The 24,548-nt window shown below is 58.3% G+C and carries 21 protein-coding genes; 4 read left to right on the top strand and 17 right to left on the bottom strand.

Translation table 11 applies throughout. From position 1 onward, the window contains the following. The first annotated feature begins 147 nt into the window (after window positions 1–147). Window positions 148–2,685: a TonB-dependent siderophore receptor gene (locus CPY64_RS18115; protein ID WP_052362940.1), complete on the top strand. Its 2,538-nt coding sequence runs from the start codon at window positions 148–150 to the stop codon at window positions 2,683–2,685. 240 nt (window positions 2,686–2,925) lie between these two features. Here CPY64_RS18115 and panD read toward each other — a convergent pair whose 3' ends face one another. Continuing rightward, window positions 2,926–3,486 carry an aspartate 1-decarboxylase gene (gene panD, locus CPY64_RS18110; RefSeq protein ID WP_009461218.1) on the bottom strand — a complete coding sequence of 187 codons (561 nt, stop codon included), beginning with the start codon at window positions 3,484–3,486 and terminating at the stop codon, window positions 2,926–2,928. Between the two features lie 261 nt (window positions 3,487–3,747). Between panD and CPY64_RS18100 the strand changes: the two genes are divergently transcribed. After that, entirely contained in the window at window positions 3,748–4,527 is a 780-nt protein-coding gene (locus CPY64_RS18100; protein ID WP_009461219.1) for an ABC transporter ATP-binding protein, read from the top strand. Between the two features lie 222 nt (window positions 4,528–4,749). On the opposite strand, the gene CPY64_RS18095 is transcribed toward CPY64_RS18100, so the two are convergent. Next, window positions 4,750–5,367, bottom strand: coding sequence for a flavin reductase family protein (locus tag CPY64_RS18095; protein ID WP_026483916.1), 618 nt, complete (start codon window positions 5,365–5,367; stop codon window positions 4,750–4,752). A gap of 161 nt (window positions 5,368–5,528) precedes the next feature. Here CPY64_RS18095 and CPY64_RS18090 point away from each other — a divergent pair, with 161 nt between their 5' ends. Further along, window positions 5,529–6,506 carry an AraC family transcriptional regulator gene (locus CPY64_RS18090; protein WP_042484904.1) on the top strand — a complete coding sequence of 326 codons (978 nt, stop codon included), beginning with the start codon at window positions 5,529–5,531 and terminating at the stop codon, window positions 6,504–6,506. Between the two features lie 22 nt (window positions 6,507–6,528). Here CPY64_RS18090 and CPY64_RS18085 read toward each other — a convergent pair whose 3' ends face one another. From CPY64_RS18085 to CPY64_RS18065, 5 genes are read right to left on the bottom strand one after another with little or no spacing between them, the layout of a single operon-like run. Continuing rightward, the gene (locus CPY64_RS18085) at window positions 6,529–8,121 is read right to left on the bottom strand and encodes a phytoene desaturase family protein (RefSeq protein WP_042484907.1); all 1,593 of its coding nucleotides are present in this window, start codon (window positions 8,119–8,121) and stop codon (window positions 6,529–6,531) included. A 1-nt stretch (window position 8,122) separates the two neighbouring features. Next, window positions 8,123–8,734, bottom strand: coding sequence for a flavin reductase family protein (locus tag CPY64_RS18080; RefSeq protein ID WP_042484910.1), 612 nt, complete (start codon window positions 8,732–8,734; stop codon window positions 8,123–8,125). 25 nt (window positions 8,735–8,759) lie between these two features. Beyond that, entirely contained in the window at window positions 8,760–10,004 is a 1,245-nt protein-coding gene (locus CPY64_RS18075; RefSeq protein ID WP_042484914.1) for a styrene monooxygenase/indole monooxygenase family protein, read from the bottom strand. A 56-nt stretch (window positions 10,005–10,060) separates the two neighbouring features. Continuing rightward, on the bottom strand, window positions 10,061–10,843 hold the full coding sequence (locus tag CPY64_RS18070; RefSeq protein WP_026483921.1) for an SDR family oxidoreductase: 783 nt from the start codon (window positions 10,841–10,843) through the stop codon (window positions 10,061–10,063). 22 nt (window positions 10,844–10,865) lie between these two features. Further along, window positions 10,866–11,753 (bottom strand): SphA family protein, encoded by an 888-nt coding sequence (locus tag CPY64_RS18065; RefSeq protein WP_080723759.1) that lies wholly within the window; start codon window positions 11,751–11,753, stop codon window positions 10,866–10,868. Between the two features lie 329 nt (window positions 11,754–12,082). Between CPY64_RS18065 and CPY64_RS18060 the strand changes: the two genes are divergently transcribed. Next, the gene (locus tag CPY64_RS18060) at window positions 12,083–13,471 is read left to right on the top strand and encodes a DUF6056 family protein (RefSeq protein WP_042484921.1); all 1,389 of its coding nucleotides are present in this window, start codon (window positions 12,083–12,085) and stop codon (window positions 13,469–13,471) included. A gap of 418 nt (window positions 13,472–13,889) precedes the next feature. Here CPY64_RS18060 and CPY64_RS18055 read toward each other — a convergent pair whose 3' ends face one another. The 10 genes from CPY64_RS18055 to CPY64_RS18010 all read right to left on the bottom strand — a co-directional run bounded on the left by CPY64_RS18055 (window position 13,890) and on the right by CPY64_RS18010 (window position 24,450). After that, window positions 13,890–14,927, bottom strand: a complete 1,038-nt coding sequence (locus CPY64_RS18055; protein ID WP_035269350.1) for a TRAP transporter substrate-binding protein — start codon at window positions 14,925–14,927, stop codon at window positions 13,890–13,892. A gap of 141 nt (window positions 14,928–15,068) precedes the next feature. After that, window positions 15,069–16,358 carry a TRAP transporter large permease gene (locus CPY64_RS18050; protein WP_026483924.1) on the bottom strand — a complete coding sequence of 430 codons (1,290 nt, stop codon included), beginning with the start codon at window positions 16,356–16,358 and terminating at the stop codon, window positions 15,069–15,071. A 15-nt stretch (window positions 16,359–16,373) separates the two neighbouring features. Next, a complete protein-coding gene (locus CPY64_RS18045) occupies window positions 16,374–16,877 on the bottom strand; it encodes a TRAP transporter small permease (RefSeq protein WP_042484925.1) in 504 nt (167 codons plus the stop codon). Between the two features lie 770 nt (window positions 16,878–17,647). After that, window positions 17,648–18,379: an SDR family NAD(P)-dependent oxidoreductase gene (locus CPY64_RS18040; protein ID WP_042484928.1), complete on the bottom strand. Its 732-nt coding sequence runs from the start codon at window positions 18,377–18,379 to the stop codon at window positions 17,648–17,650. A gap of 21 nt (window positions 18,380–18,400) precedes the next feature. Continuing rightward, window positions 18,401–18,802 carry a Zn-ribbon domain-containing OB-fold protein gene (locus CPY64_RS18035; RefSeq protein ID WP_042484932.1) on the bottom strand — a complete coding sequence of 134 codons (402 nt, stop codon included), beginning with the start codon at window positions 18,800–18,802 and terminating at the stop codon, window positions 18,401–18,403. Beyond that, entirely contained in the window at window positions 18,802–19,983 is a 1,182-nt protein-coding gene (locus CPY64_RS18030; RefSeq protein WP_042484935.1) for a thiolase family protein, read from the bottom strand. The genes CPY64_RS18035 and CPY64_RS18030 overlap by 1 nt, the downstream gene beginning before the upstream one ends. A gap of 4 nt (window positions 19,984–19,987) precedes the next feature. Further along, a complete protein-coding gene (locus tag CPY64_RS18025) occupies window positions 19,988–21,619 on the bottom strand; it encodes an AMP-binding protein (protein WP_042484938.1) in 1,632 nt (543 codons plus the stop codon). A gap of 19 nt (window positions 21,620–21,638) precedes the next feature. After that, the gene (locus CPY64_RS18020) at window positions 21,639–22,121 is read right to left on the bottom strand and encodes an aromatic-ring-hydroxylating dioxygenase subunit beta (protein ID WP_009463815.1); all 483 of its coding nucleotides are present in this window, start codon (window positions 22,119–22,121) and stop codon (window positions 21,639–21,641) included. Window positions 22,122–22,123: 2 nt separating this feature from the next. Continuing rightward, window positions 22,124–23,458 (bottom strand): aromatic ring-hydroxylating dioxygenase subunit alpha, encoded by a 1,335-nt coding sequence (locus tag CPY64_RS18015; protein WP_042484941.1) that lies wholly within the window; start codon window positions 23,456–23,458, stop codon window positions 22,124–22,126. Window positions 23,459–23,481: 23 nt separating this feature from the next. Beyond that, window positions 23,482–24,450, bottom strand: coding sequence for a PDR/VanB family oxidoreductase (locus CPY64_RS18010; protein ID WP_042484944.1), 969 nt, complete (start codon window positions 24,448–24,450; stop codon window positions 23,482–23,484). Between the last annotated feature and the right edge of the window lie 98 nt (window positions 24,451–24,548).

Raw genomic sequence — 24,548 nt, 5'->3', positions numbered from 1 at the left:
AGTTCCGCTTTTCCTTGGCGTGTTCGATATACCTAAAGAGGGCATCGTTTTACTCCGTCTTCTGGCCTCAGAACAGACACTGGCCAGGACACACGCAAACCGGCTCGCTCTCGCCGACTACACCGCTTCCAAGGAGCAGAATTCATCATGTCCGGCTATTCCCAGCCTGTCGCCCGTCGGGCGGCCTCTTCTGGTGCCATGCACTTTTTCCGACCTGGCTTCAAACTACACCCCTTGGCTTGCGTACTGCAGCTCGCCCTGGCCAGTGGCGCATTAAGCCTGGCAAGCTGGCATCCTCAAGCCCACGCTCAAACCATCAACCGTGCGTCAGCCCAACAACAAAGCTACCGCATTCCTGCGGGCCCCTTGAGCACAGCGCTGGCTCGCTTTGCAAGCGCGTCCGGCGTGCTGGTAGCCGGCGCCGGTGAGCTGGCCAAGGATCGAAACAGCCCTGGCGTCTCCGGCACCTTATCGCCCCAGGCCGCGCTGGATGCACTGTTGGCCGGTACTGGCCTGACTGCTGTGGCCAGCTCGGATGGCAGCTACCATCTGCGCCAGGTCCCAGAGGCGCCTGCCGGTGACGTCACCCAGCTGAGCACCGTAACCGTACGTGGACAACTCGATCCCAGGACCGAAGGCACAGGCAGCTACACCAACGCATCGGCAAGCTCGGCCACGCGCATGAACCTGTCCGCACGTGAAACCCCACAATCGGTCAGCGTGATCACGCGCCAACGGCTTGACGACCAGGGTTTGCTCACGCTTAACGACGCACTCAAGCAGGCCACCGGCGTGAAGGTGCAGGAAGGCGAAGTGCTGGGCACAACCTATCAGATCCGCGGCTTCTCGCTGGACACGGCCCAGCTTGACGGCGTGCCTGTTTCACTAGGTGCAGGCGGCTCGGAAGCGGCCGCCGACATGGCCATCTACGACCGTGTGGAGGTGGTACGCGGCGCGGCGGGTCTGTTGCAGGGGGCCGGCAACCCGGGCGGCACGCTCAATCTGGTGCGCAAGCAACCCACCCGCGAATTTGCCGCCAGCGGCAGCGCAATGGTGGGATCGTGGAACAGCTATCGTGTGGAAGCCGACGTCTCCAGCCCGCTCAACCACAGCGGTGATCTGCGCGGACGGGTGGTGGCCGTGCACGACGACCGCGACTCCTTCGTGGATCACGTCAAGGAACGCAAGGAAGTGCTGTATGGCGTCTTGCAATACGACTTTACTCCCTCGATCACAGCCACCGTGGGGGTGGATCATCAACGCACCAAGGGTACGCCCAACGGCACTGGCGTCGTCTTCTTTGACGACGGCGGCGATCTCGAACTGCCACGCAGCACTTACCTGGGCGCCGACTGGAACCACCGCGCCACCCGCAGCACCACCGTGTTCGGCGATCTGACCTGGGAGATGGACAACGGCTGGCAGACCAAGCTGTCGGCCAACCGCCAGCACTACGACGTAGACACGGTGTTTCTGTCCGCCTCGGGCGCGGGCGTAGACCGCAACACCCATCTGGGCCCACTCCTGAACTACGCCAAAGCCAGCAGCCTGAACCGCACCCAGACCAGCGTGGATCTATACGCCTCGGGCCCATTCTCCTTGCTGGGCCGCAAGCATGAGCTGGTGGTGGGTGCAAACATGCGCCGCAACCCTACCGAAACCGATCAGGTGCCTTTGCGTGAATACGCCAGCATCCGGCCCGATGTCTTTAACTGGGACCCCACCTCGCTGCCCCCGCCCAATATTGGGCCCTATGAATCGCGCACTGCCACCACCACCAAGCAGTCGGGTATCTATACCGCTGCTCGTCTAAGCCTTGCCGATCCACTCACGTTGATCGTGGGTGGTCGTTGGAGCTGGTGGGACTACAGCAGCGACAGCACCAATCTGCTCACGGGCGCCAACACGGCCTCCTCGAGCTACAAGGTCAGTGGCGAGTTCACACCGTACGCCGGTCTGATATTCGATCTGAACGACAACTACTCGCTGTACGCCAGCTATACCGACGTATTCCGTCCGCAAAACGCCATCGACCGCAATGGCTCCTTGCTCAAGCCCATCGTGGGCGCCAACTACGAGGCGGGTATCAAGGGTGAATTCCAGGACGACCGCGTGCAGGCTTCGCTGGCGGCCTTCCGTATCGAAGAAACCAACCGCGCCCAGACCGATCTGGACGGCCCCAAACCGTGCCCCTATACCACCAGCGACTACTGCTCGATTGCCGCAGGCAAAGTGCGCAGCGAAGGGATTGAGGCGGAGTTGACAGGTGAACTGGCCCCAGGCTGGAATCTGACGGCTGGCTATACCTACAACACCACCAAGTACGTGAAGGATGCGGCCAACCAAGGCAAGCCCTTCAACACGCGCACGCCAGAACATATGTTCAAGCTCTTTACCTCTTACCGCCTGCCCGGCTCGTTGCGCCAGTGGACGGTGGGTGGCGGCTTCACGTGGCAGACCAAGTTCCTGTACGAGAACACGGCTGGCACGATCCGTATCGAGCAGAATCCTTACGCTGTGGCCGATCTGATGGTGCGCTACGACTTCACGCCCAAGGTTTCAGCCACCTTGAACGTGAACAACGTGTTCGACAAGCGCTACTACCGTTACATTGCCCACGAACGTGCCTACAACTACTACGGCGATCCACGTAACGTCATGCTGACGCTGCGCGCCCAGTATTGAGGCTGAACGTGAACAAGGTGCTCAAGCGCTCTGATTGCAGTGCTCTGAGTACCTTGTAGTCTGACGGCACCCTGTGCACCATGGCGCTGCGCTCAATGCCATATTCAGGCCTGTGTACCAGATGTAATTCGGCCACAAACTGACTGAATAAAAAAAAGCTGTGTTTGCCGCCTGAGGCAGTGAACACAGCGTTTTTTAATACAACCATCATCGGGCCTGTTGCGGCCCGGTGAAGAACAATCAGTTCTGGTTCGCAGGCGCGAAATCGGCCAGGTGGCAGGACAGGATATCGGCAATGGCGCGATCATCCAGACCACGGGAGCGCAGGTCGGCGGACAGGGCGTCCACGTCAACACGGGCCAATGGACGCTCGGCACCACGAGGGCGGTCGTCGCGCACCACGCGGAAGTCATAATCGCGCTGGGCGGTCTTGGCCACTTCGTAGTGCATGACTTCATCCACTTCGTTTTCAGGCGTGAAGGTCAGCACGGTAGGGCGCAGGGAATACAGGTCTTCGGAATTCATCACGTATTCGGTTGCGCAAATGATGACGGTGTCGCCCTTTTGACAGGTACGAGCGGCCGCACCGTTCAGAACCACGCAACGCGAACCGGGTTCACCGAAGATTACGTAGGTAGAAATACGGGCACCACTGTCCTTATTCCAGATTTCCACAAACTCCATGGGTAAAATGCCCGCTTGTTCGCAGATTTCCGGATCCAGGGTGATCGACCCGTGATAGTTCAAGTCGGCACCGGTCACCTTGATACCATGCAGCTTGGCACGGACCACTTTTTTCATGACAACACTCTCTAGAAACAGGTCCCCTAAAACGGACACCTAAGCTTGGCTAAAACGCGGCTTGCGCTGCGCCCTTAGCCCGATCAGGGCTGCGGGAAAGACTGCATCATAAACCCAGAAATGCGCGCAAATCCGTTTAGACCCACAGATTTGTACGGGAAAACCACAGGCTCAATGATTTGCCTGGCGGCCAGTCTGTGCTGTAATCCCCTCTGCCGCGTCGCGCCGGTCTTTTTTATTTTCAATACGATACCGTTTTCCATGCCCAACCTGCTCATCGAGAATATTCACAAACGCTATGGCTCCCTGGAGGTCCTCAAGGGAGTCTCTCTCAGCGCGGAGCCGGGCGATGTCATCAGCCTGATCGGTTCCAGTGGTTCGGGAAAAAGTACGTTTCTGCGTTGCATCAACTTTCTGGAAACGCCTAATTCCGGCCGTATCGTCATCAAGGGCGAGGAACTGAAAACCCGTCTGGACCCCAAAACGGATGAACTGGTTGCGGTAGATAAACAACAGCTCAAGCGCCTGCGTACCAGCCTGGCCATGGTGTTCCAGCACTTCAATCTGTGGTCCCACATGACGGTGCTGGAAAACATTACCGCCACGCCCATTCATGTACAGGGCATGGACAAGGCGCAGGCCATTGCCAAAGCGGAGCTGTATCTGGACAAGGTGGGCCTGTCGCGCGATCTGGCCAAACAATACCCGGCCTTCTTGTCGGGCGGCCAGCAGCAACGTGTGGCCATTGCCCGTGCGCTGGCTCTGGAACCGGAAGTCATGCTGTTTGACGAACCTACTTCTGCTCTGGACCCGGAGCGCGTGGGCGAAGTTCTGCGTGTTATGCAGAATTTGGCCGAAGAAGGGCGCACGATGGTGGTGGTTACGCACGAAATGAGCTTTGCACGGAACGTCTCCAGCAAGGTGGTGTACCTGCATGAAGGCCAGATCGAAGAAGAAGGCCCGCCAGAAGAAGTGCTGGTGTCGCCACGTAGCCCTCGTCTGGCGCAATTCCTGGCAGCGGGCGGTTCGTCCAAGGGCTAAGATGCCCGCCTACGGCGCGCAATACGGATTGACGGGTCTGTGACTGGCTATCTACCCTTGGGTCGGTCGGATCGACCAGTCACCGAGTAATCTCAAAACAGCCCAAAACTCCGGCCACACCCTGAGCAGGTATCAAGCAAACGGCGCCTTTCGGCGCCGTTATGCATTGGCAGTCATCCCAATGAAGCCGCCAACCAGCAGCTTCTGACGACAGCCCTGCTATCAGGACTTGGGACGTGGCATATCAAACAAGGCCAGGTCCGTAATTTCAAAGTAATCGCCTGGGCCACCGCCACGCAGAATCGGACGTGGAATTGCGGTGCGGTAAATGCCGTCCACGATGCTGTTGGGCGACACATGCACACCCACCACTTCGCCCAGCACCATCCAGGTGTTCAGGTCCTTGCCTTCCGAGTCTTTCAACTGGAAGTGAGTCGTGACCTTGCACTCCAGCGAGGCATGGCTCTCGCCCACGCGGGGGGCATCAATCAGGCGGGAATCCACAGGCGTCAGGCCCGCGACTTCAAACTCGCGCACATCTTGCTCCAGACTGGTCATGTTCATGGGCTCGGCCAGATCACGCGTTGCCAGGTTCCAGGTAAAGACGCCGGTTTCAATTGCGTTGCGCACGCTGTCTTTGTAGCCCACGCTGGAAAAAGCGATGACAGGCGGGCGGTAGTTGAACACGTTGCAGAAACTGTACGGGGCCAGGTTCAGCACGCCTTCCGTGCTTTTGGTACCGATCCAGCCAATTACACGAGGGCCCACAATAGAACTGATCGGGTCGTGGCGCAGTCCATGGCCTTGTGTGGGTTCGTAGAAGTGAAAGTCTTTCTGCACGGTTCTCTCTGTTAATAAACAAAACAAACTAAACAGGACTGCGGGAAATCCCGGTGGCCCACTGATATACTTTACAACTAAAATAAAGCCGCTGTAAACCGTTGAAACTCAAGGTTTTACGTATCCTTCCTGCCTTTCAGAACCATCTAGGCACATGAAACATGGAAAATAAGCCCGATCACTGGGCACGTGTAGCTTCTGCTGACCTGGAACACGTGCGCAAATCTGTCAGCGACATGTTCAAGTCGCACCAGCTCAAGCAGCTACGTGCCGACCAGACCCTGCAAACCCGGCTGCGACACGCCCAGTTTGGTCAGGTCGCCTTGAGCCGCCTGGGCTATGGCGCCGACGTACATATCCAACCTGATCACCTGGCCGGTTTTTACCTGGTCCAGATGCCTCAATATGGCACCGCCAAGATTCGCTGCGGTGGCCAAACCGTGGACTCCAGCCCCTACGCCGCCACGATCCTCAATCCCAACGAGGACGTGGATATGGTCTGGCACGCCAATAATGAGCAATTAATGCTCAAGATAGACCGCAATCTGGTGGAACAGGCTGCCCGTGGCATGGGTCTGGACGTAGGCCCGCAAGGTTTGCTGTTTCCGGTACGCCTGGAGGCGCATACCCAGCCTTCCTGGCAAATCATGCTGCGCTATGTGCTGGACTGTGCACGCAACTACGAAGACATCCGGCGCTCGCCGTTGATTATCAACCAGCTGGAGCAATTGGCGGTGACAACCTTGCTGGATCTGCACCCACCGGCTCAGATTCAGGCCCTGAACCCCGCCCGCATCTTGCCGCGCCACTTGAAGAAAGTAGCCAGCCACTTGCATGAGCAGGCCCATTTGCCCGTCACGGTGGACGAGCTCAGCTCTATCGCAGGCGTCAGCTCGCGCACCTTGCAGCAAGCCTTCAAGGAGCACTATGGCGTCAGCCCCATGCAGTACCTGCGCCAGGTGCGCCTGGACCGTCTGCGCCACGAACTGATCCATTCCAACGAACCTCATCTGACGCTGGCCGATCTGGCCATGCGCTGGGGCTTTGCACACCAGGGCCGTTTCAGCGCCGAATATCGCAGCCGCTTTGGCGAAACGCCTGGCGAGACCCTGCAACGAGTGCGCGGCGGTCAGCACTAAGCTGACCGCCTCACCCGTCCTCTCACCCCTTCAAGATACGCTGGGCGGCCAGATAGCCGGATTGACCACCCAGGCCAGGGCCCGGATGCACCGACGCACCAATTTGATGCAGATTACGCCAGGGCGTCGTGCCACTGCGCGCATTCTTGTGTCCTGCAAAAGGACGCATGAAAAAGAACTGATCCGGTGAGCACACCCCGCTATACGGATCGCCCCCCACCAGATTCATGTTCAAGGCTTCCAGATCCGCCGGGCTGACGCTACGACGCCCGATAATCTTGGCGGCCAAGCCAGGCATGACGGTTTCCAGACGGGCCTGCACGCGGTCGGCCATGGCCTCGCGCACGGCTTCGTTCCAGCGACCATCGGCCGGCACAGGAATCTCGCCCGCCTCATCGCCTTTGATGTGGCGCGGCAGTTCCTGCATTTGTACCCATAAAATCCAGTGTCCCTCCGGTGCGCGAGTCACATCCACTGCCACCGGCTGGCCCACGGCCAGGGTCGGTTTGGCAGGCAGATAGCCATTGCTGGCCGTCACCACCGAAGAGCACACCTGCTCCATGCTTTCCGTCACGTGCACCATAGGGACATGGCGCAGTTCCGGGTCAACCCAGTCGGGCGGGGAATTCAAGGCAAAGTGAATCTGCATGCCACCGCGACCATAGTGATAATCCTGGGCGGACTTCAACAGCTCGGGTTCTACTTCCGGCAACAAGTCGCCGTAAAGCTGACCGGGCGTCACATTGCAGACCACCGCACGGCGGGCCAGATAGCGCTGCGTACCCACACACACGCCGGTGGCTTTATTGCCTTCCACCAGCACGCGATCCACATGGGAATTGGTCAGTACCGTCCCACCTGCTTCTTCAATAATGCGGGTAAAGGCTTTCACAATCTGGTAACTGCCGCCTTTGACCACCGGCATGCCGCCACTGACGACGGCGCTGAAAGTCAGCTTGCCGATCAGGGCCGAGCTGGCCTCGTCCGGGCCCAAACCGCTATGCAGCACCCAGGGAGCAATCATGGCGCGGGCCAGATCGCTGCGCAGATCACGCATGGCCCAGCGCCGGAAGCTTTCCAAGGCCTGCGAGCCAAAAGACATCAAGCCGTCCAGCCCCCGTTCGCGCCAGGCACCAAAAGCCAGTTTGGCCATGGGCCAGCGGTAGGGCTCACCACCCAGCAGGCCAAATACCAGACCGGCATCCGGGCCAAACATGCGTGCCGCCATGGCGCCCAAGGCATCGCCTTCACCGGGCATCAGGTCATTGAAACGACGCACCGTGTCGTCCATATCCTGACGCAAGGCCAGCGACGGGCCACCGGGAATGGCCAGACCCGTGCTGTACTCGCCTTTGGCAAACTCCAGACCAGCTTTGGCCAAGGGTTCGGCCAGAGCGGCATACGACGCGCCGCCCATGAACAGGGGATACCAGCTGGACAGAACATCATGGGTAAAACCGGGGAACAGCTCCTGGGTACGGATACAGCCCCCGGCAACCGCATTGCGCTCCAGCACTGTCACCGACAAGCCCCGTTGGGCCAACAAGGCGGCGCAAGTCAGGGAGTTCATCCCACTGCCGACAATGACTACATCAGCGCTGTGCGCGTCACTCATTTCAACGGTCTCCGCTAGGCGTGGTCAGGTTGGCGAAACGGCCACGGTGAAACACCGCAGGTTCGTGTTCGGTCAGGGTGGTGTGACGCACCACACGGCCAATAAACAAGGTGTGGTCGCCGCCTTCGTGCTGACGGTAGTTTTCGCACACAAAGGTCGCCACGCAATCGTCCAGCAGTGGCACGCCTTCTTCACCATCCACATGCGAGACCAGCGAGAACTTGTCCTTGACCTGGGAATTGGCAAACCCCAGGGCCACGGGCACTTGCTCCTGGCTAATCACATTGATGGCAAAGTGGCTGCATTTTTCAAAGATCTCCAGGCTGGGCGAATGATTCACCAGGCTCCACATCACCAGAGGCGGCTCCAGCGACAGGGAGGTAAAGGAGTTGATGGTCAGACCCACCGCCCGGCCATCGGGACAACGAGTCGTGACAATGGCCACACCCGTTGGAAAATGGCCCAGTGCCTGGCGAAACGCACGGCTATCGACCACATTCAGATTGGACGGTGTGGGTTTGGCGTCAGCGGCTGCCAACGCTTGGGCAGACACGGCCTGCCGCTGGGCAGCGGTTTGGGACGAGGAGTCTTGCAGCGTTGCGGTGGGGGTCATGATACGTCTCCTTGAATACTATCTATCAGGCAGCCACAGATTGGCTGCGAGTCTTCTCGATCAATGCCTGGGCGGCACTCAGATCTTCCCAGGCCGGGAACAGAACCGGCGGGTGGTTAAAGCTGTTGGCCAGGAAATGCGCCAGAGCAGGCGATTGCTGAGCCGAGGTCAACAAGGCAAAAGAAGAATCGGTTGGCGGCTTCAACATGGAGTTGGTCCAGCGCACCACCAGATTGGCGTAATCCCAGTAACGCTCGAACGTTTCCTGCATCCAGTTACGGTCAAACGCGCCTTCGCCACGCTGCAAGATGCTGTCCAGATACACTTGGGCGGCTTTGGCGGCATTGTTGGAACCCTGGCCGGTAATGGGGTCGTTCACGACCACGGCATCGCCCAGACCCAGCACCATGCGGCCCGAAGGCAGTGTCAGTACCGGTTTGCGCACCGTGGGAGGGAAAGCGCCGGACAGATAACCCTGGGCGTCAGTCAGTTCCACATTGCGGGCACGGTCGGCTTCCCAAGGCAGGAATTCGCGCAGGAAGGACACGCTTTGTTCCAGGTGCGCTTCAGGCGTCTTGGCATCGCGGAAGCGATCCAATGGGCCACCGGGCACGCCTTCAAACACCATGATGTCGCAAGGACCGGACAGGGTCAGCGATGGGAACACAAAGTATTCGCCCACACCGGGGATGAAGTTGAAGGACACGCGCGAGTATTCAGGTGTAGGTTCCAGACCGTGCACGTAGGTCAGGGCCAGAGCGCGCTGTGGCTTGTCGTACATGGAACGCTGATCATCACGCTCAAACAGTTTGACCACTTCGCCTTTACCGGCAGCCAGCATGGTCAGATCGTATTCCTGGGTGATGCGCTCCAGTTCAGCCACGCCCACATCTTCCATGATCAATTTCCCGCCGCGCTGCTCGAACAGTTCCAGCCAGTAAGGCATTTTTACGCGCTGGTCGGTGGCTTGGGCTTCGCGGTCCAGACGGCCACTCCAGTCCACGGCCTTGGTGTCAGGCTGATCGGGGTTGGGCAGGGCAAAGCCGATACCTTGTACGGGTGGGCATTCGTCGTCCCAGAAGTTCAGACCCAGGCGACGCTCTACATCCAGCGCCTCGGCAAACATGCACTGGCTGGACATGACACGGCCACCACGAACATCGTCAGGGCTGCGGTTGGTGAAAACGGCTACGTCGTAGCCTTGGGCCAAGAGGCCGAATGCAACGGGCATGCCAGCTTGGCCAGCGCCCACAATAGCAACTTTACGCATGATTTTTTCCTTCTGAGGGAGCTAAGGACGCCACCCCAGCGGCGTCCCGATTTTTCTTATTCAGCCAATTTGGGAATGGCCGGTACACCTTGCTCGGGACCCATGGCCGAGTAGCCGCCATCCACGGCGTAATCGGCACCGGTCACGAAACTGGCGGAATCCGAGAGCAGGAAGGAGACGACTTCGCCCACTTCCTGGGGATCGCCCACGCGGCCCAGCATGTGAAATGCCGAGGCCACGCGATCGGTTTTGGCACGATCACCACCTGTCAGCTCGTCCATCACCCGCGACCAGATCCAGCCGGGCGAGACCGAGTTCACGCGGATACCGTCTGGAGCAAAGTCCAGCGCCATGCTGCGCGTCAGTTGCAACAAGGCGGCCTTGGAGACCGGGTACAACCAGCGCCCGGTTTGTGCGATCGACGATGAAATGGACGTGAAGTTGACGATGGAGCCGCCACGCGGCAACAAGGGACGCACGGCCTTGGCTGCTTGCACAGCGCTGACCAGGTTGATGTCCAAGGCCTTGAGCCAGTCTTCACGGCTGGAGGCCATACCCTCATCCAGATAGGAACAGGCCAGATTGACCAGGCCATCCACACGGCCAAAGTGCGCCTTGACCTGCTCGATGGCCGCATTCAGGCTTTGATCGCTGGTGATGTCCACTTCCCAGAATTTGGCTTTGGCGGCATCATTGCCTACGGCTTTCTGACCACCTGCGGCATCAATATCAAACACGGCCACACGTGCGCCATAGCCCATCAGCACCTCGACCACGCCTGCGCCAACGCGCGTTGCGCCGCCGGTAACGATGACTACCTTGTCTTTCAGTCCTTTCATCTCGCTCTCCTGCCGCGGGCCCTTAGAACGGAACCGCTACTTTTACAAAAAATTGTTTTCCTTCAGGACGGCCACGCACGCCCAGATCCTGCTGGTACTTGGCCGTAATCAGCAGACCTTTATCGTTGGCGTAACGCAGGCTCGGGCCAATCGCGAAGGAACGTGCCTTGCTGTCACCGGCTGCCGGGCCACGGTCGCTTTCAATCTGTTGATAGGCGTAACCACCCACCCCCAGCACCAGGCCATTACCAAAGCCCCAACCCACGGCGTAGTCGGCGTGAATGGCCTTACCCGTGCGGGTTTCGGTATCACTGTTGCGGAAGTTGAAGTCCACCATCATCTTCAAATCCAGGTTGATGCCGCTGGGCTGCACGTAGCTAAATGCTGCAGCAGGCTGGATGGCCCAGTAGTTACGGCCCAGATTGGCACTGTCGGTCACCTTGTAGCGGCCGGTAGGGGCCACAAAGTCCACACCCAGCACGTAGTGCATTTTTTCGCTGGGGTGAAAGCCCAGGGCGGGACCGAACACCACATCGCCCAGACCACTGCGGCGCTGCGACTGACCGGCGGCTTGTGCCTTGACGGTCAGCAGCGGGGCCAGAGCGTGGAACGCCAATTGGCCGCCAAACACCTGCTGATCCGTCACCCAGACCAGACGCGGAGCCACCATGGCCACATCGACCTTGAAGTCAGGAATAGGCAACTTGTCGCCGTTCTTGTCACGCACCGAGTCATAGCGCATGGCACCGCCGTACATCAGCAAATGCACACCGGGTGGTGGCAGGGCGCCACTCATGAAATTTTCCAAACCGTCGGGATAAATAGGCAGGCCATTACCTTCAATGGCACAGGCCGGACCGGCGCCCAATGCGCCTGCTCCCAGTACAACGGCTGCTATTTTTTTATTGATGTCCCCCACGTCCTTCTCCTTTTGTTTTTTAGGTATGACGATGGAGCCAATGGTAGAAGTGCCGTTTGTGCCGGTATATCCACTTTGCGCAGCGCCTAGCCAATAAGCGCAAGAAGCCGCAAAAGCAGGGAAAACCCCGATTTGATTTAGATTTAAAGGATGACGAGCTGTAAGGCCGTTAAACGCTGTGTTGAACGCGAATCTGGGATACTTCCTTGCCTTTCAGCCCGGTAAATAACAGATATCACCGTGGCACTAACATCCAGGGCGCCCAGCGATGTGTAATACCGTCGTCGTGGATCTGCCCACCAACCCGCCGCTTCATTTCGATGAGCTCAACCCTCTCTTTTGCTGAATCTCGATTCAGCCAGCCCTTGCTCGGCCGCCGTTCTGGCGCCTGGGCTTTTATTCTTTTTGCAGTGCTGGCTGTGATGGCCACGTGGACCATTTACTGGCTCACCCCCATGATTTCGGACGACTTCAACTACGCCAACAAGGGGATTGCCTGGGCATCCATTAAGGCCCACTACCTGAACTGGAGTGGTCGGCTCGTATCAGACACGATTTCCAGCGCCATGCTCAACCTGGCCCCCGGCTGGCTGAAAGCCACGCTGAATACAACGGCCCTGTTTGGCCTGATTTGGATATTAGCCACCTTAGGAGCGCGTCTGGCGGGACAGGCTTTGCGCCCATCTTTACTCCTGCTGGTATTCACGCTGTACTGGCTGGTTAATCCCGATCTGGGACAAACCACATTCTGGCTGGTGGGTGCGGCAAATTATCTGTGGCCTAACCTGTTCAACTTCGGTTTTGTACTGGCCTTTGTCTGGTATTTGCAAAAAGGCAGACCCTCCGTCGGCACGGGCCTGGCGCTCTGCATTCTGGCCGTGCTGGCCGGTTGCTCCAATGAGAACACCGGCATTATCAGCTGGTGTTTGCTGGCGTATCTGGGTCTACGGCACGTTCAGCGCACGGGTTCGCTGAGCAAATGGCATCTGCTTTGGTTGCTGTGCATGGGGCTGGGGGTAGCCATATTGGTCTTGGCACCGGGCAATCAGGTACGCGCAGAGGCCTTTGCTCGTTGGTACGACCAGCCTTTGTTGTGGCGCATTTGGGAGCATTTCAGTCGCCGTTTCCCGGACGCGATATTGCGTTATTGGGGCGTAATCCTGGTGATGCTGATTTGGCGTTTTACCGCAGGGCCTGCCTCCTCCGAGTCAACACGCCGGGCGATAAGGCTGCTCATTGGAGCCTCGCTCCTGGCCAATGCCATTCTGGTTCTGGCACCCAATATTCCCAAGCGAGCCTTGAATGGCGGCTTGATGTATCTGCTGGTGGCCCTGTCTATTTATGGACATGATTTATTGGCGCAAGGGCAGCGCGCCATACCCATGCAACGCAGCCTATTGATGACCCTGGGTACTTGCGGCACGCTATGGCTGGTGTCCAGCGGACTGATGTTGCGCAGTTATCACGGCACCTGGGAGCAGGATCAGGTGCGGCGCGCGATCTTGTCCGATGCCCACAAGCATCAGCGTCATCACGTAAGGCTACCCAAGTATTTCTTTCTACCCACTTTGCGCTCGCGAGATCGCTTCGATATGCACTTCAACCCCAAGGCCATGGCCCGATACTATGGGAGCAAAGCGGTGATCACCGAATATGCCGTCCATCAGTACTATGACCTGGAGACAGGGGCGCCCCCACCCGCCCCCTGAAGCTGTAAAACTTGCGCACTTGCTCCGCTGCAAGCCGCTTCCGGCCCCGACGGGTCTGGCAGTGCGAATCAGACTGCTTGCCGCAGGCGAGAGAGAGAGCGTAGGGATACAAGCATCCTGCTGTTTGAGCCGGACGCTTGTACTTGGTCCGGGGGACCAAGTACCCGGCGAGTTCAGGATGCGCCCGTAGCTCTCTCTCGACCAGGGTACCGGTGCGCAGCACCGGCAAGCGGTCAGCCCAGCCAGACCCGTCGGGGCCGGAAGCGGCGTTTTACAGGGAGAAGCGTCGACCAGGACTACAGCAGCAACCCGGCTTCCTATCCGCTGCGCTAACGACGTAAGCCCCCAAAAAACAAAAAAAACCCCGCTCTCCCAAAGGAAAGCGGGGCCAAGACTGTAGTGTGTCTCTTGCTGCTGATTACTTGGCAGCGCTCAGCTCTTTGATCTGCTCGCGGAAGTAGGCCAGCGCAGCTTTACCGTCGATGCCCTTCTTGTCAGCGGCCTTGATCCAGTCTTCTTCAACAAAGGCCAGACGCTCTTTCAGCTGATCAGCCGCTGCACCTTCAATGCGCAGGGTCTTCAAGCCAGCTGCAGTGTGCTTTTCAATGGCCTGTTGCTCAGCCACTTGCCACTTGGAACCGAAGTCATTGGCAATCCATTCGCCGCTGATTTTTTCGATAGCAGCGCGGTCGGCTTCAGACAGACTCTTCCACTTGCGCTCGTTCATGAACATGTACTGGCTGGATTTGCCAAAGCCACCTTCCACGGACACCGCGGTCTTGACCAGCTTGTCCAGTTTCCAGTTATCCAATTGGTCGTACTGGAAGTACATACCGTCAATCACGCCACGCGACAGCATTTCGTAGCTGTCTGATGCAGGCGCGTTCACCGTCACGATACCCAACGCTTTACCGATGGCATCAAACAAGGGGCTAGGCGAGCGCAGCTTCTTGCCTTTCAGATCGTCAATGCTTTGCACATTGTCCTGGCTGGTAAAGATCACAGTGGCAGGGCTGGTCCACATACCCAGCAGTTTCACGCCCCTGTGCTCGTTGGCGCCCATCATGAATTTTTCGTAAGTGCGCCAGTAGGCAACCGAGTTCACGCCGCCATCATCCGTGGTGAAAGGCAGTTCAGCAAATTCGATCAGCGGGAAGCGGTTAGCCGTGTAGCTGTGTACCGACATACCCATATCAGCAATACCGTTACGCACCAGATCCAGGTGAGCCTGCGGCTTGCCCAGCGCGTTGATGAACTCCACCTTCACGCGGCCTTCGGTAGCTTTTTCCACTTCCTGAGCCCAGGGTTCAAACATATTGGTCACAATAAAGTGGCCTGGCGGCATCCATTGGGAAAAACGCAGGGTGGTGACTTCAGCCGCAACCGAAGGCATGGTCGGTGCCAGGGCTGCAGCAGCCAGACCCAGGCTCAAGGCCAATTTTTTGAAAACACGCATCTCGACTCCTCGTAAATTATTTTGCTGCCGGGCCACTACAGCCCGGCGTCTTGGCCACTTGATGGGATGGTAAACAGATCCTGAACCTGCTTGCCCAGCGGCTTTACTGCTGCCCGGATCACACGCGCATCCGGGCCGGGTTTACATACTGTTCGGAACGACCAGAACAATCCAGGGAACAAACACCAGCAAGAGCAAACGCAGGATGTCCATCATTACAAAGGGAGTCACACCCCGAATAATGGTGCCCAAAGGCACATCGGGCATCACGTTTTTGATCATGAAAATGTTCAGACCCAGCGGCGGGGTGATCAGGCTGATTTCAGCGGCCACCACCACGATGATGCCGAACCACACCAGATCAAAGCCCAGGGAGGCCACAATCGGGTAGAAGATAGGCACAGTCAGCATGACCATGGACATGGTTTCCAGGAAGCAACCCAGAACCAGGTAAATGGCGCAGATAATCAGAATCACCACAATGGGCGAGACATCAATACCCTGGATGAAGCCCAGCAACTGATTGGGCAAACCAGCCACGGTCAGGAAGTTGGTAAAGACCAGTGCACCAATCACCAGCGCAAACATGATGGCCGTGGTTTGAGCAGCTTCAATCAGCACCGTCAGGTACATGCGAGGCTGCCAGCCACGACGCTTCAAGGTCAGCAGGAAAGTCGCTGCCGCACCAATACCGGCCGCTTCTGTCGGGGTGAACACACCACCGTAAATACCGCCCATGATGACGATAAACAGCACGGTAATGGCCATCACGCCTTTGGTGGCCTCAAAGCGCTCGCGCCAGCTGGCTTTCTCGCCAGGACGGCCCAGATTCGGGTTGATCGCGGTAATGATCATCACCGTGATCAGGTACATCAGCATGGCAATCATGCCGGGCAGGAAGCCGGCGGCAAACAGCTTGCCAATGTCGGTTTCGGTCAAGATCCCGTAGACCACCATCATCACGCTGGGCGGAATCAGAATGCCCAGGGTGCCGCCTGCCGCAATACTGCCGGTAGCCAGACGATCGTCATAGTTGTACTTGCGCATATTGGGCATGGCCACACGACCCATGGCCGCTGTGGTGGCCATACTGGAGCCACAGAGTGCACTAAAGGCACCACAGGCAACAATCGTGGCCATCGCCAGACCACCACGCAGGTGACCAATAAAGGCGTGGGCAGCTTTGTACAGGTCCTTGGACAAGCCCGAGGCATTGACCAGATTACCCATCAAAATGAACAGCGGCAGCACGGTAAAGCTGTAGCTCATGGCTGTGTCGTAGCTGGTCTGTGCCGCCATGGTCAAGGCCGCTTCCATGCCCGTAAAGAAGGCAAAACCCAGCGTCCCAACCAGCAACATGCCCCAGGCAATGGGCAAACCCAGAAATAAGCTACCCAGAAGGACAGCCAGTCCGATAATAGAAATCAACATGAAAAAACTCCGTCTTTATCGGCGGGGAGAGCTAAAAATCTTGAACAGGGAAGCCACGGTGGCAATGCCTGTCATGGTGGCGATGATGTAGGCAAAAGGGGCAATCGGCACTTGCAAGGCATTGCTCATATCGCCGTAGTCGGCCAGCTCGTTGGCGTGACTCCACAGATACACAGTCAGCACGGCCAGCATGACGGTAGAGACCACATTGATCACAAATTGCTGGATACGACGCGCCACTGGGCCGAGCCAGGCGTCAATCAGACTGACGGTCAGGTGCTGCTGGTGCCAGGTGACACGCGGCAAGGCCGCAAAAATCAGCACGCCCAGCAAGAGTTCGCTGGCTTCATAGGCGCCCAGCAACGGGGCGTGGAAAACATACCGGCCTATCACGTCCACGGTAGTGATCCCTGTCATCAGGATCAAGATGACCACACAGGCAGTATCCAGAATTGTCTCTACAACTCGTACTACTCCACGTGAACGCACCAGCTCCATTCCTGGCAGATCGTCGTTCATTACAGCTCCACTCTTTTTGGCCGGCGAAGGCCCGTTTTTTGGGTCATCATGCACCTCGGAAAACCGATGTGCATTGTTATATTTCTGTTCTAAATAGTTTATAGATGAACAAATCCAGGTAAATAGAAAGAAACCCTTAATTCCATCCAAAATCATGGAATCGTGGTTTCTATCTCACATAGCAAGAAATACGGTCACAAACCAGCTCGCTTGTCCTGTGCAAGAGCTGATAAAAACTGCCGGAACAGGCGTGAGTCCTGGCTTGGCGCAATGTCGAGCAGGCGAACATTGGCTTCAAGCAGGGCAATAAAGAATCAGCCGACTAGCAATCAGGCAGCATCCAGACCGATAGCCAAACCCTGAGATCCGGGTGTTTCATGTGACAAAAAGAGAGCCGAAAATGAACAGGCCTCTCAAGTGTTGGACATACTTCCATGCGATGCGAGCAAGCCTGAAACAGCAACTTTTGACACCAAAAACCGGGGATAAAAAGCCAAAATCGGCCTCTGCGACAAAGAAAAAAACTTAGGCAGCAAAAAATCCCGGCACCGCTGACCAGCCGCCACCAATCAAGACGGTCCCTTCAGCCGTTTGTTTAAACGACACTCGCCGCCCGACATGCTGGAACAGATAGTCCATCAAGGGGGTTGTGCCATCCAAAAGCAAAAACCCCCTTGGAAAACCAAGGGGGTTTTATATGTCGCCAAGCATATGGACTAGTTCCCGAACGCACTCAAAGCGCGATCACGGGCAGTCCCGTTGCCCGTCGATCAGATCGTCAGCGTACCCACGCTGGCACCACCGCAGACATACAGGGTCTGACCCGTGATGAAGCTGTTTTCAGGGTCCGAGAAGAACAGGGTGGCGCGGCTGATGTCATCCGCACGGCCCAGGCGCTTCACGGGAATCGCAGCAGCCAGCTTGGCTTCGCGCTCGCTACCGGCTTCAACCACGTCGTAGAACATATTGGTGGTGATGGGGCCGGGGGCAATCACGTTGACGGTAATGCCCTGGTCAGCCAGTTCCAGCGCCCAGGTGCGGGCCATGCCCAACATGCCAGCCTTGGTAGCGGCATAGGCAGTACGGGTTTGCAGACCCAGCGCACCACGCGAGGACATCAGCACAATGCGGCCAAAGTGGCGCTCGCGCATGCCAGGAACCACTGCCTGAGTAATCTGCAAAGCCGCGCCCAGGTGAATCTGGGTCAGGCCCTGCAAGTCTTCCAGCTTGACCTCGTCCAGCAAGGCGGGCCAGATCACGCCCGCGTTGTGGATGAAGTGGGTCACTTCAAAACGTTCGGCAATGTCTTTGGCGGCTTTCTCGGTTGCCACGGCATCCAGCAAGTCCACCTGCACGCAATGCAGACGCTCGTGCGTCCAGGGCAATACATTGCGCGCCATGCTGATCACGGTGTAACCCTGATCCAGCATCTTGCGGCAAATGTCTTCACCAATACCGGTGCTGCCGCCCGTCACAATGGCGGTGTATTGAGCTTGTGTCATCTTGATTGTCTCCAGGCAAATTCAAGGCGCAGGGCGCGCCACCAGCACGGCTACGCCACCGGCATCCAGTTCCAGACGCAGGCGCACTTTCTCATCGGCCTGCCCGCCTTCGGGCAAGTGGGCGATGGCAAAAGGGCCGCAATCCAGTTGAACGGTGCCGATACGCCAGGGCAGTCGTGCCTGAAAATAGGGTTCGTTGCTGTGATGCAGGGTCGTGGTGGCACGCAACACGCCTGTGTCCGCCACCGGCTTCCAGTTCAGCGTGGTGTGCAGGCAATGGCCGCAGACGTCCCTGGCGGGATACTGCACCGTGCCGCAGGACGGGCACACTTGCAGGGCGAATTCACCGCGCCGGGCGGCCTCGGTCAGACCGGCTGCCGTAGCGCTGCGTGCGCCGGGTGGCAGAAGTTGGGTATCGCTCATTACTGTCCCCGTTCCAGCAAGGCCGCAGCAGTACAAATGCCGCGGTCGTAATTAATCATGCCAAAGCCGGACACCAGGCCGATGCGGGCATTGGCCACCTGCGTATCGCCTGCGGTATCCGTCAATTGGCGCAGCGCCTGAACCAGACCCAGATAACCACCGGCAGCGCCCGCCTGGCCTACCGACAACTGGCCGCCGCTGGTATTGAAGGGAAAGCTGCCGTCTACGGTAAAGGTGTTCTTGCGGATGAATTCCGGGCCTTCGCCCTTGGCGCAGAATCCCAGGTCTTCAAACTGCAGGACGTTGATGACAGGGTAGTCATCGTAGGTTTCCATGAAATCCACGTCTGCCGGGGTGAGGCCCCCGTGCTCGTAGAACGCATCCTTGTCCATGGCCCAGCCACCACGATGCTGTACCGCATCTTCAGGGAAGGCGTTGTGACGCTCGATGGTGGAACGAATACGCACATAAGGCAGACCCAGTGCTTCGGCCTGTTCACGACGCATCACCAGATACCCTTCGGCTCCAGCGCAAGGCATCACGCAATCGAACAGATGGATGGGGTCGGCAATGACGCGCGCCTCCATGTACTGCTCCAGCGTCAGCGGCTTTTTCATCAGGGCGTGCGGATTGCGCAGCGCGTTATCACGCTGAGCGACGCACAGCTTGCCGAAGTCTTCACGCGTGGCACCGTAGTGACGCATGTAGTAGTCCGTCAGCAGCGCAAAGCTGGCGTTGGGGCCACCGGCACCGTAAGGGTAGACGGCATCCTGCGAGAAACGCGAGAAGCCCGACACCGTGTTCTTGAAGGACTCACGGTGATTGGTATCGCCCGCGATACACGCCACGATGGACGCATCGCCACACTGCACGGCACGAGCCGCACGGCGCATCGCCACCACACCGCTGGCTCCACCCATAGGGATGTGATCCAGCCAGCGCGGGCTCATTTGAAAATGCTGCATCACACCGACGGCACTATCCGAACCCAGCGTGAAGCTGGATACACACACGCCATCGACGTCGGCTTTTTTCAGGCCGGACTGGGCCAGCAACTGGCCCAATGCCGCACCCAGCCACCAATGCGCGGTCTGCTCGGAATGGCGCTCGTAGGGAATGGTCACCGGAGCGACCAGCACCACATCGTCATAGCCCTGGCGGGCTGCTTGCGGCAGGGCCATGGGCTCAGGCCTCCTGACGTTTTTTCAGGTGATTGGTATTCACGCAGGCCGGGTTTTCCAAAGCGGCCAGAGCCACTGTTTTCAGCTCACCGCGCTGAATCTTGTTGGTCGAGGTCAGCGGCAGGGCATCCACAAACAACACGTAGCCGGGCACCTTGAAATAGGCCAGCTGGGTCAGGCCCCACTGCACCATTTCCTGGGCAGCCTGTTCGCGCTGTTCCTGGGTTTCGATAGGATTGTGCGGCACCACCAGCGCCATCACTTCGTCGCCACGGATGGCGTCGGGCACGGCGGCCACGGCAATGGAGCGCACCAGCGGGTGCTGCTGCATGATGTTTTCCACTTCCACGGCAGCGATGTTCTCGCCACTGCGACGGATCACGTTCTTTTTACGGTCCACAAAGTGCAGGTAGCCTTGTTCGTCACGGCAAACGATGTCGCCCGTGTGGAACCAGCCGCCTTCCCAGGCTTCATCAGTCGCCGCCGGGTCTTTCCAGTAACCGGAGAAAAAGCCGTAGCGTGGGTTGTCACCGGCCGAGCGCACCAGCAGCTCGCCGTTTTCACCGGCCTGAGCAGGTTCGCCATCGTCTTTACGCAGCAGCACTTCCACGACAGGCATTTCCTTACCGAAGCAGGAGGTGCCGATAAAGCGGGGCTCGTGATTGGCGATGATGCTGGCACCGGCGCCCGTTTCCGTCATGGCCCAGGCTTCCAGCAACGGGAAACCAAAGCGTTCTTCAAAAATAGGATGCAGACCACGGTCCACACCAGCGCCAAAACCAAAGCGCACATTGTGTTGACGGTCTTTTTCGCTGGCCTCGGCCTTCATCAGGATGGCTGGCATCACACCCAGATAATGCACCACGGTTGCGCCGGACTCGCGCACCGAATCCCACCAGCTACGTGGGTGGAAACGGTCCAGGGAGATCAGGCAGCCGCCGGTCTTGATCATGGCCATGGTCGAGCAGGCCATCGCATTCATGTGGAACAGGGGCAGCGGAGTCAGCATGCGCTCTTTGCCATGCTCCAGCGAAGCCAGACCACCAATGTCGCGATACCACTCGCCAGCATAATGGAAGTACTGGTTAGCCAGCATGCAGCCCTTGGGGCGGCCTGTGGTACCGGAGGTGTACAGCAAGGCACATTCGCTGTTTTCATCAGGAATGTCACAGGAACGGGAGGCGGCGCGCTCCACCATCGGAGGCACATCGCCATCGGCCATGATGGCAAAAGGCTGACCAGCACGCTGAGCCGCTTCCACCAGATCCTGGTGACGGCTGGGCAGAGCAATGGCCATGATCATTTCCGAATGGCCGATCAGGTATTCCAGCTCGGCAGCGCGCAAGTCAGGATTGATTGGCACAATCGACACGCCCAGGCTGTTCAGTGCGAACCAGTGCAGGAAGAACACAGGGCGGTTCTCCAGCAGGATGCCGACGCGGTGACCGTGGCCATAGCCAGCGGCGGCGTAACCGGCGCGCAAGGCGTCGATACGCTCCAGCGCCTGACCATAAGTCAGCTCGCCCGCTTCAATACCGTAGATCTCGGCGGTCTCAGGCAGGGTACATACAAAGGGCTTGTCGCCCCATTTCTGGGCGGTGTCTCGAAAAGCCTGGTAGACCGTGGTGTTGGCCATCAAAAATTCTCCTGTCCTGTCACATAAACAACTGGATATTGCCGAAAGGCGCGTCGCAATTGAGCAGATCCACCCGTTTCAGACGGATCTTCAAAGCGTCGTCCTGGCGCACCAGGGTGTAGGTATTCCAACCCACATAGATATCTTGGTTGTCGCCACGCGTTTCCGTGTAGTGGAAGGCGCAACGCACGGTGTATTCGCCTTTTTCCTCATCCATGCTTTCCACAGTGGGTTGCTGGAGCAGGTGATGGCTGCGGCTCTTGGGCTGCTGGGAGAAAGTGCGACGGCCTGCCAGACGCTCCACACGGATACGCAGCAAGAGCTTGTCCTCGTGCATCAGGGACGCATGCAAACGGGCGTCCTGCTGATCGTGCACCAGCGGCATCCAGTAGTAGCCATCCTCGGTGAACAGGTCGAGCCATTGCTCGTAGCGCTGTTCATCCAGCAGGCGGGCTTCCGCATACACAAAATCGATAAGGGCCTGACGGCTGATTTCGCTCATGGTTATTCCTCTTCTTTCTTGGCCTGCTGCTCGGGCAGCATGAACTTCAACCAGGCGCGGAACTGGGCGCGCATCTGCATTTCGCTGGTGCCGTTGATCACCACATTCTTTTGCTGGTCTTCATCTTTTTCCACCAGACGGGCCAGGTTCATCCAGTCGCGACCACGCGACTGCAAACCGTGCTGGGCACGCTCGTACATTTCCAGATCATCGTGACCGACCATGGAGGTCGGTGCGTTGATCAGACGGTTGTACATCAGGGTGCGTTCCAGGAAGGTGTCAGGGGCACCCACCAGGCGGAAGGTCCAGGATTCCACCAGGGTCTTGTCAGCGGCCAGCGGCTTGAACAAACGCAGGGTCTGGATCGGGCCCTTGACCATGATGTTGGGGAAGTAACAGGTGTTGTGACGCGTGTCGCCCAAAATGGCTTTGGCGCGCTCTTCACCATAAGCTTCGACCATCTGATCCCAGTAGCCGGGAATTTCGGAGTAATCAGCGTGGATGGAATTGCTCACGCCGGTATGGCCGTGACCGTTTTCCCACACGCGAATGCCCATGCCTTCGTAGAACTCGTAAGGCGACATGAAAGGAGCAAACAGCTCGACCGCCATGGGCTTGGGCGTACCTGGAGGGGCGGCTTCCCAGGCTTTAACCGCCGTACCCGCCGAGGACTCGTGCGCCACCATGGGGTGACAGGTATCGGTCTGGTTATCGACCAGCATTTTCCAGTTGCACTGGTGCATGTAGCGCATCACGCCGCCGGCCACTTCCAGGCGGCCTTCGGGGGAGCGATCCACCATATTGTCGATGGTGCTCAGGGACTCGCCAAAGAAGTCCTCAAAGCTTACGCCTTCGTCGGCCAGGCGGCAGAACACGAAATCGCGGTACACCTTGACGTTCTGTACCGCGGCCATGCCCTTGCTGCCTTCGGTGCATTCAAAGCCGGTGTTCTCGTAGCCTTTCTTCAAGGGGATGGACAGCAGGGAGCCGTCCGTCTTGAAGGTCCAGGCGTGGTAGGGGCAACGGAAGAACTTGCCCGTGTTGCCACAGGTCTCGCCCGCCACTTGCACACCTTTGTGCGGGCAACGGTTGTAGAGCACGCGGATGCTCTCATCGGTATGGCGCACCATGATGACGGACTCAGTACCGACCGTCGTGGTGTAGAAGTCGCCTTTATTGGGCACCTGGCTGGCATGGCCAACGTAGACCCAGGTATTGACGAACAACTGCTCCATCTCCAGTTCAAACAGCTCCTGGTTGATGTACAAATCCTTGTGGACCTCGGCCTCGCGTACCAATTCGCGGATGGCCTGGGGATTATCACGATACTTTTCCATCATGTTCTCCGTCGCCCTTGGGCTTATAGATCCAGCACCAGACGCGGGGTCTTGGCACGGGAAATACAGATCTGGATGACCTTGTTGCTGGCTTTTTCCGAGTCGCTCAGGAAGTAGTCGCGGTGGTCAACCTCGCCTTCGATCACATCACAGGTACAGACGCCGCACTCGCCGCGCTTGCAGTCGATCATGGGGTCCAGGCCCTGCTCTTCCATCACGTCCACAATGGTCTTGTCGGCGGGAATTTGCAGGGTCACGCCGGTCTGGCGCAATTCCACTTCAAAAGGCTGGTCACCTTCCTGGGGAGCCGCCGTCACGAACAGCTCGAAGTGCACATGGTCGCCAGGCCAGCCGCGTTGCTTGCAGGCTTCGATCACGGCATCAATCATGCCTTTGGGGCCGCAGACGTAAATGTGCTGGTCTTTGGACAGACCATCGAGCAGGGTATTCAGGCAGAAACGGCCTTCGCTGTCGTCCGCGTAGTGACGCAGGGCCGGGCCGGACAGGGCGCTCAGTTCGTCCAGAAAGGCCAGCTGTTCCACGCTGCGACCGGCATAATGCAGCTGGTAAGGGCGGCCCTGGTGATGCAGGGCAGCGGCCATGCTGGCAATGGGGGTGATACCGATACCACCGGCAATCAGCACGGTTTCGGTTTCACCTTCAGCGGCAGCATGCAAGGGGAAGTCATTCTTGGGGCCAGCCACACGCAGCGTATCGCCTACTTTCAGGCTGTGCATGAAGCGCGAACCACCCGAGCTGTTGTCTTCCAGGCGCACGCCCAGACGGTAACAGGTCGGACCCTGTGCCGTGTCGGCGTCCAGCGAAATCAGGGAATAGCAGCGGTGATCGTTCAGATCAGGAATCTGTACCTGCAGGTGCGAACCCGGCGCAAACGCGGGCAGGGAACCGGCCTGGGCAGGCTCCAGCGTAAAACTGCGAATCAGCGGGGATGCGTTCTGGATGTCCCGGATGACGAGTTCAAAAGTATCCATCATGTGCCTACCATTGAGCATGACTACATCAATTACCCAGCCAAAAAGGCCAAGCCGTGGCATGATGTAGCGCCGCAGGGGGCAATGGGACGGTATCG

Origin of the sequence: Alcaligenes faecalis (assembly GCF_002443155.1) — a bacterium.
Classification (GTDB): domain Bacteria; phylum Pseudomonadota; class Gammaproteobacteria; order Burkholderiales; family Burkholderiaceae_B; genus Alcaligenes; species Alcaligenes faecalis.
This window is presented reverse-complemented; position numbering and strand designations above follow the sequence as displayed.

Excerpts from the sequence above, each read along its gene's own strand:
- CPY64_RS18090 (WP_042484904.1), top strand. The coding sequence starts at position 5,529 with ATGGAAAATAAGCCCGATCACTGGGCACGTGTAGCTTCTGCTGACCTG.
- CPY64_RS18055 (WP_035269350.1), bottom strand. The coding sequence starts at position 14,927 with ATGCGTGTTTTCAAAAAATTGGCCTTGAGCCTGGGTCTGGCTGCTGCA.
- CPY64_RS18060 (WP_042484921.1), top strand. The coding sequence starts at position 12,083 with ATGAGCTCAACCCTCTCTTTTGCTGAATCTCGATTCAGCCAGCCCTTG.
- CPY64_RS18050 (WP_026483924.1), bottom strand. The coding sequence starts at position 16,358 with ATGTTGATTTCTATTATCGGACTGGCTGTCCTTCTGGGTAGCTTATTT.
- CPY64_RS18040 (WP_042484928.1), bottom strand. The coding sequence starts at position 18,379 with ATGACACAAGCTCAATACACCGCCATTGTGACGGGCGGCAGCACCGGT.
- CPY64_RS18035 (WP_042484932.1), bottom strand. The coding sequence starts at position 18,802 with ATGAGCGATACCCAACTTCTGCCACCCGGCGCACGCAGCGCTACGGCA.
- CPY64_RS18020 (WP_009463815.1), bottom strand. The coding sequence starts at position 22,121 with ATGAGCGAAATCAGCCGTCAGGCCCTTATCGATTTTGTGTATGCGGAA.
- CPY64_RS18085 (WP_042484907.1), bottom strand. The coding sequence starts at position 8,121 with ATGAGTGACGCGCACAGCGCTGATGTAGTCATTGTCGGCAGTGGGATG.
- CPY64_RS18025 (WP_042484938.1), bottom strand. The coding sequence starts at position 21,619 with ATGGCCAACACCACGGTCTACCAGGCTTTTCGAGACACCGCCCAGAAA.
- CPY64_RS18045 (WP_042484925.1), bottom strand. The coding sequence starts at position 16,877 with ATGAACGACGATCTGCCAGGAATGGAGCTGGTGCGTTCACGTGGAGTA.
- CPY64_RS18080 (WP_042484910.1), bottom strand. The coding sequence starts at position 8,734 with ATGACCCCCACCGCAACGCTGCAAGACTCCTCGTCCCAAACCGCTGCC.
- CPY64_RS18010 (WP_042484944.1), bottom strand. The coding sequence starts at position 24,450 with ATGGATACTTTTGAACTCGTCATCCGGGACATCCAGAACGCATCCCCG.
- CPY64_RS18075 (WP_042484914.1), bottom strand. The coding sequence starts at position 10,004 with ATGCGTAAAGTTGCTATTGTGGGCGCTGGCCAAGCTGGCATGCCCGTT.
- panD (WP_009461218.1), bottom strand. The coding sequence starts at position 3,486 with ATGAAAAAAGTGGTCCGTGCCAAGCTGCATGGTATCAAGGTGACCGGT.
- CPY64_RS18030 (WP_042484935.1), bottom strand. The coding sequence starts at position 19,983 with ATGGCCCTGCCGCAAGCAGCCCGCCAGGGCTATGACGATGTGGTGCTG.
- CPY64_RS18100 (WP_009461219.1), top strand. The coding sequence starts at position 3,748 with ATGCCCAACCTGCTCATCGAGAATATTCACAAACGCTATGGCTCCCTG.
- CPY64_RS18115 (WP_052362940.1), top strand. The coding sequence starts at position 148 with ATGTCCGGCTATTCCCAGCCTGTCGCCCGTCGGGCGGCCTCTTCTGGT.
- CPY64_RS18015 (WP_042484941.1), bottom strand. The coding sequence starts at position 23,458 with ATGGAAAAGTATCGTGATAATCCCCAGGCCATCCGCGAATTGGTACGC.
- CPY64_RS18070 (WP_026483921.1), bottom strand. The coding sequence starts at position 10,843 with ATGAAAGGACTGAAAGACAAGGTAGTCATCGTTACCGGCGGCGCAACG.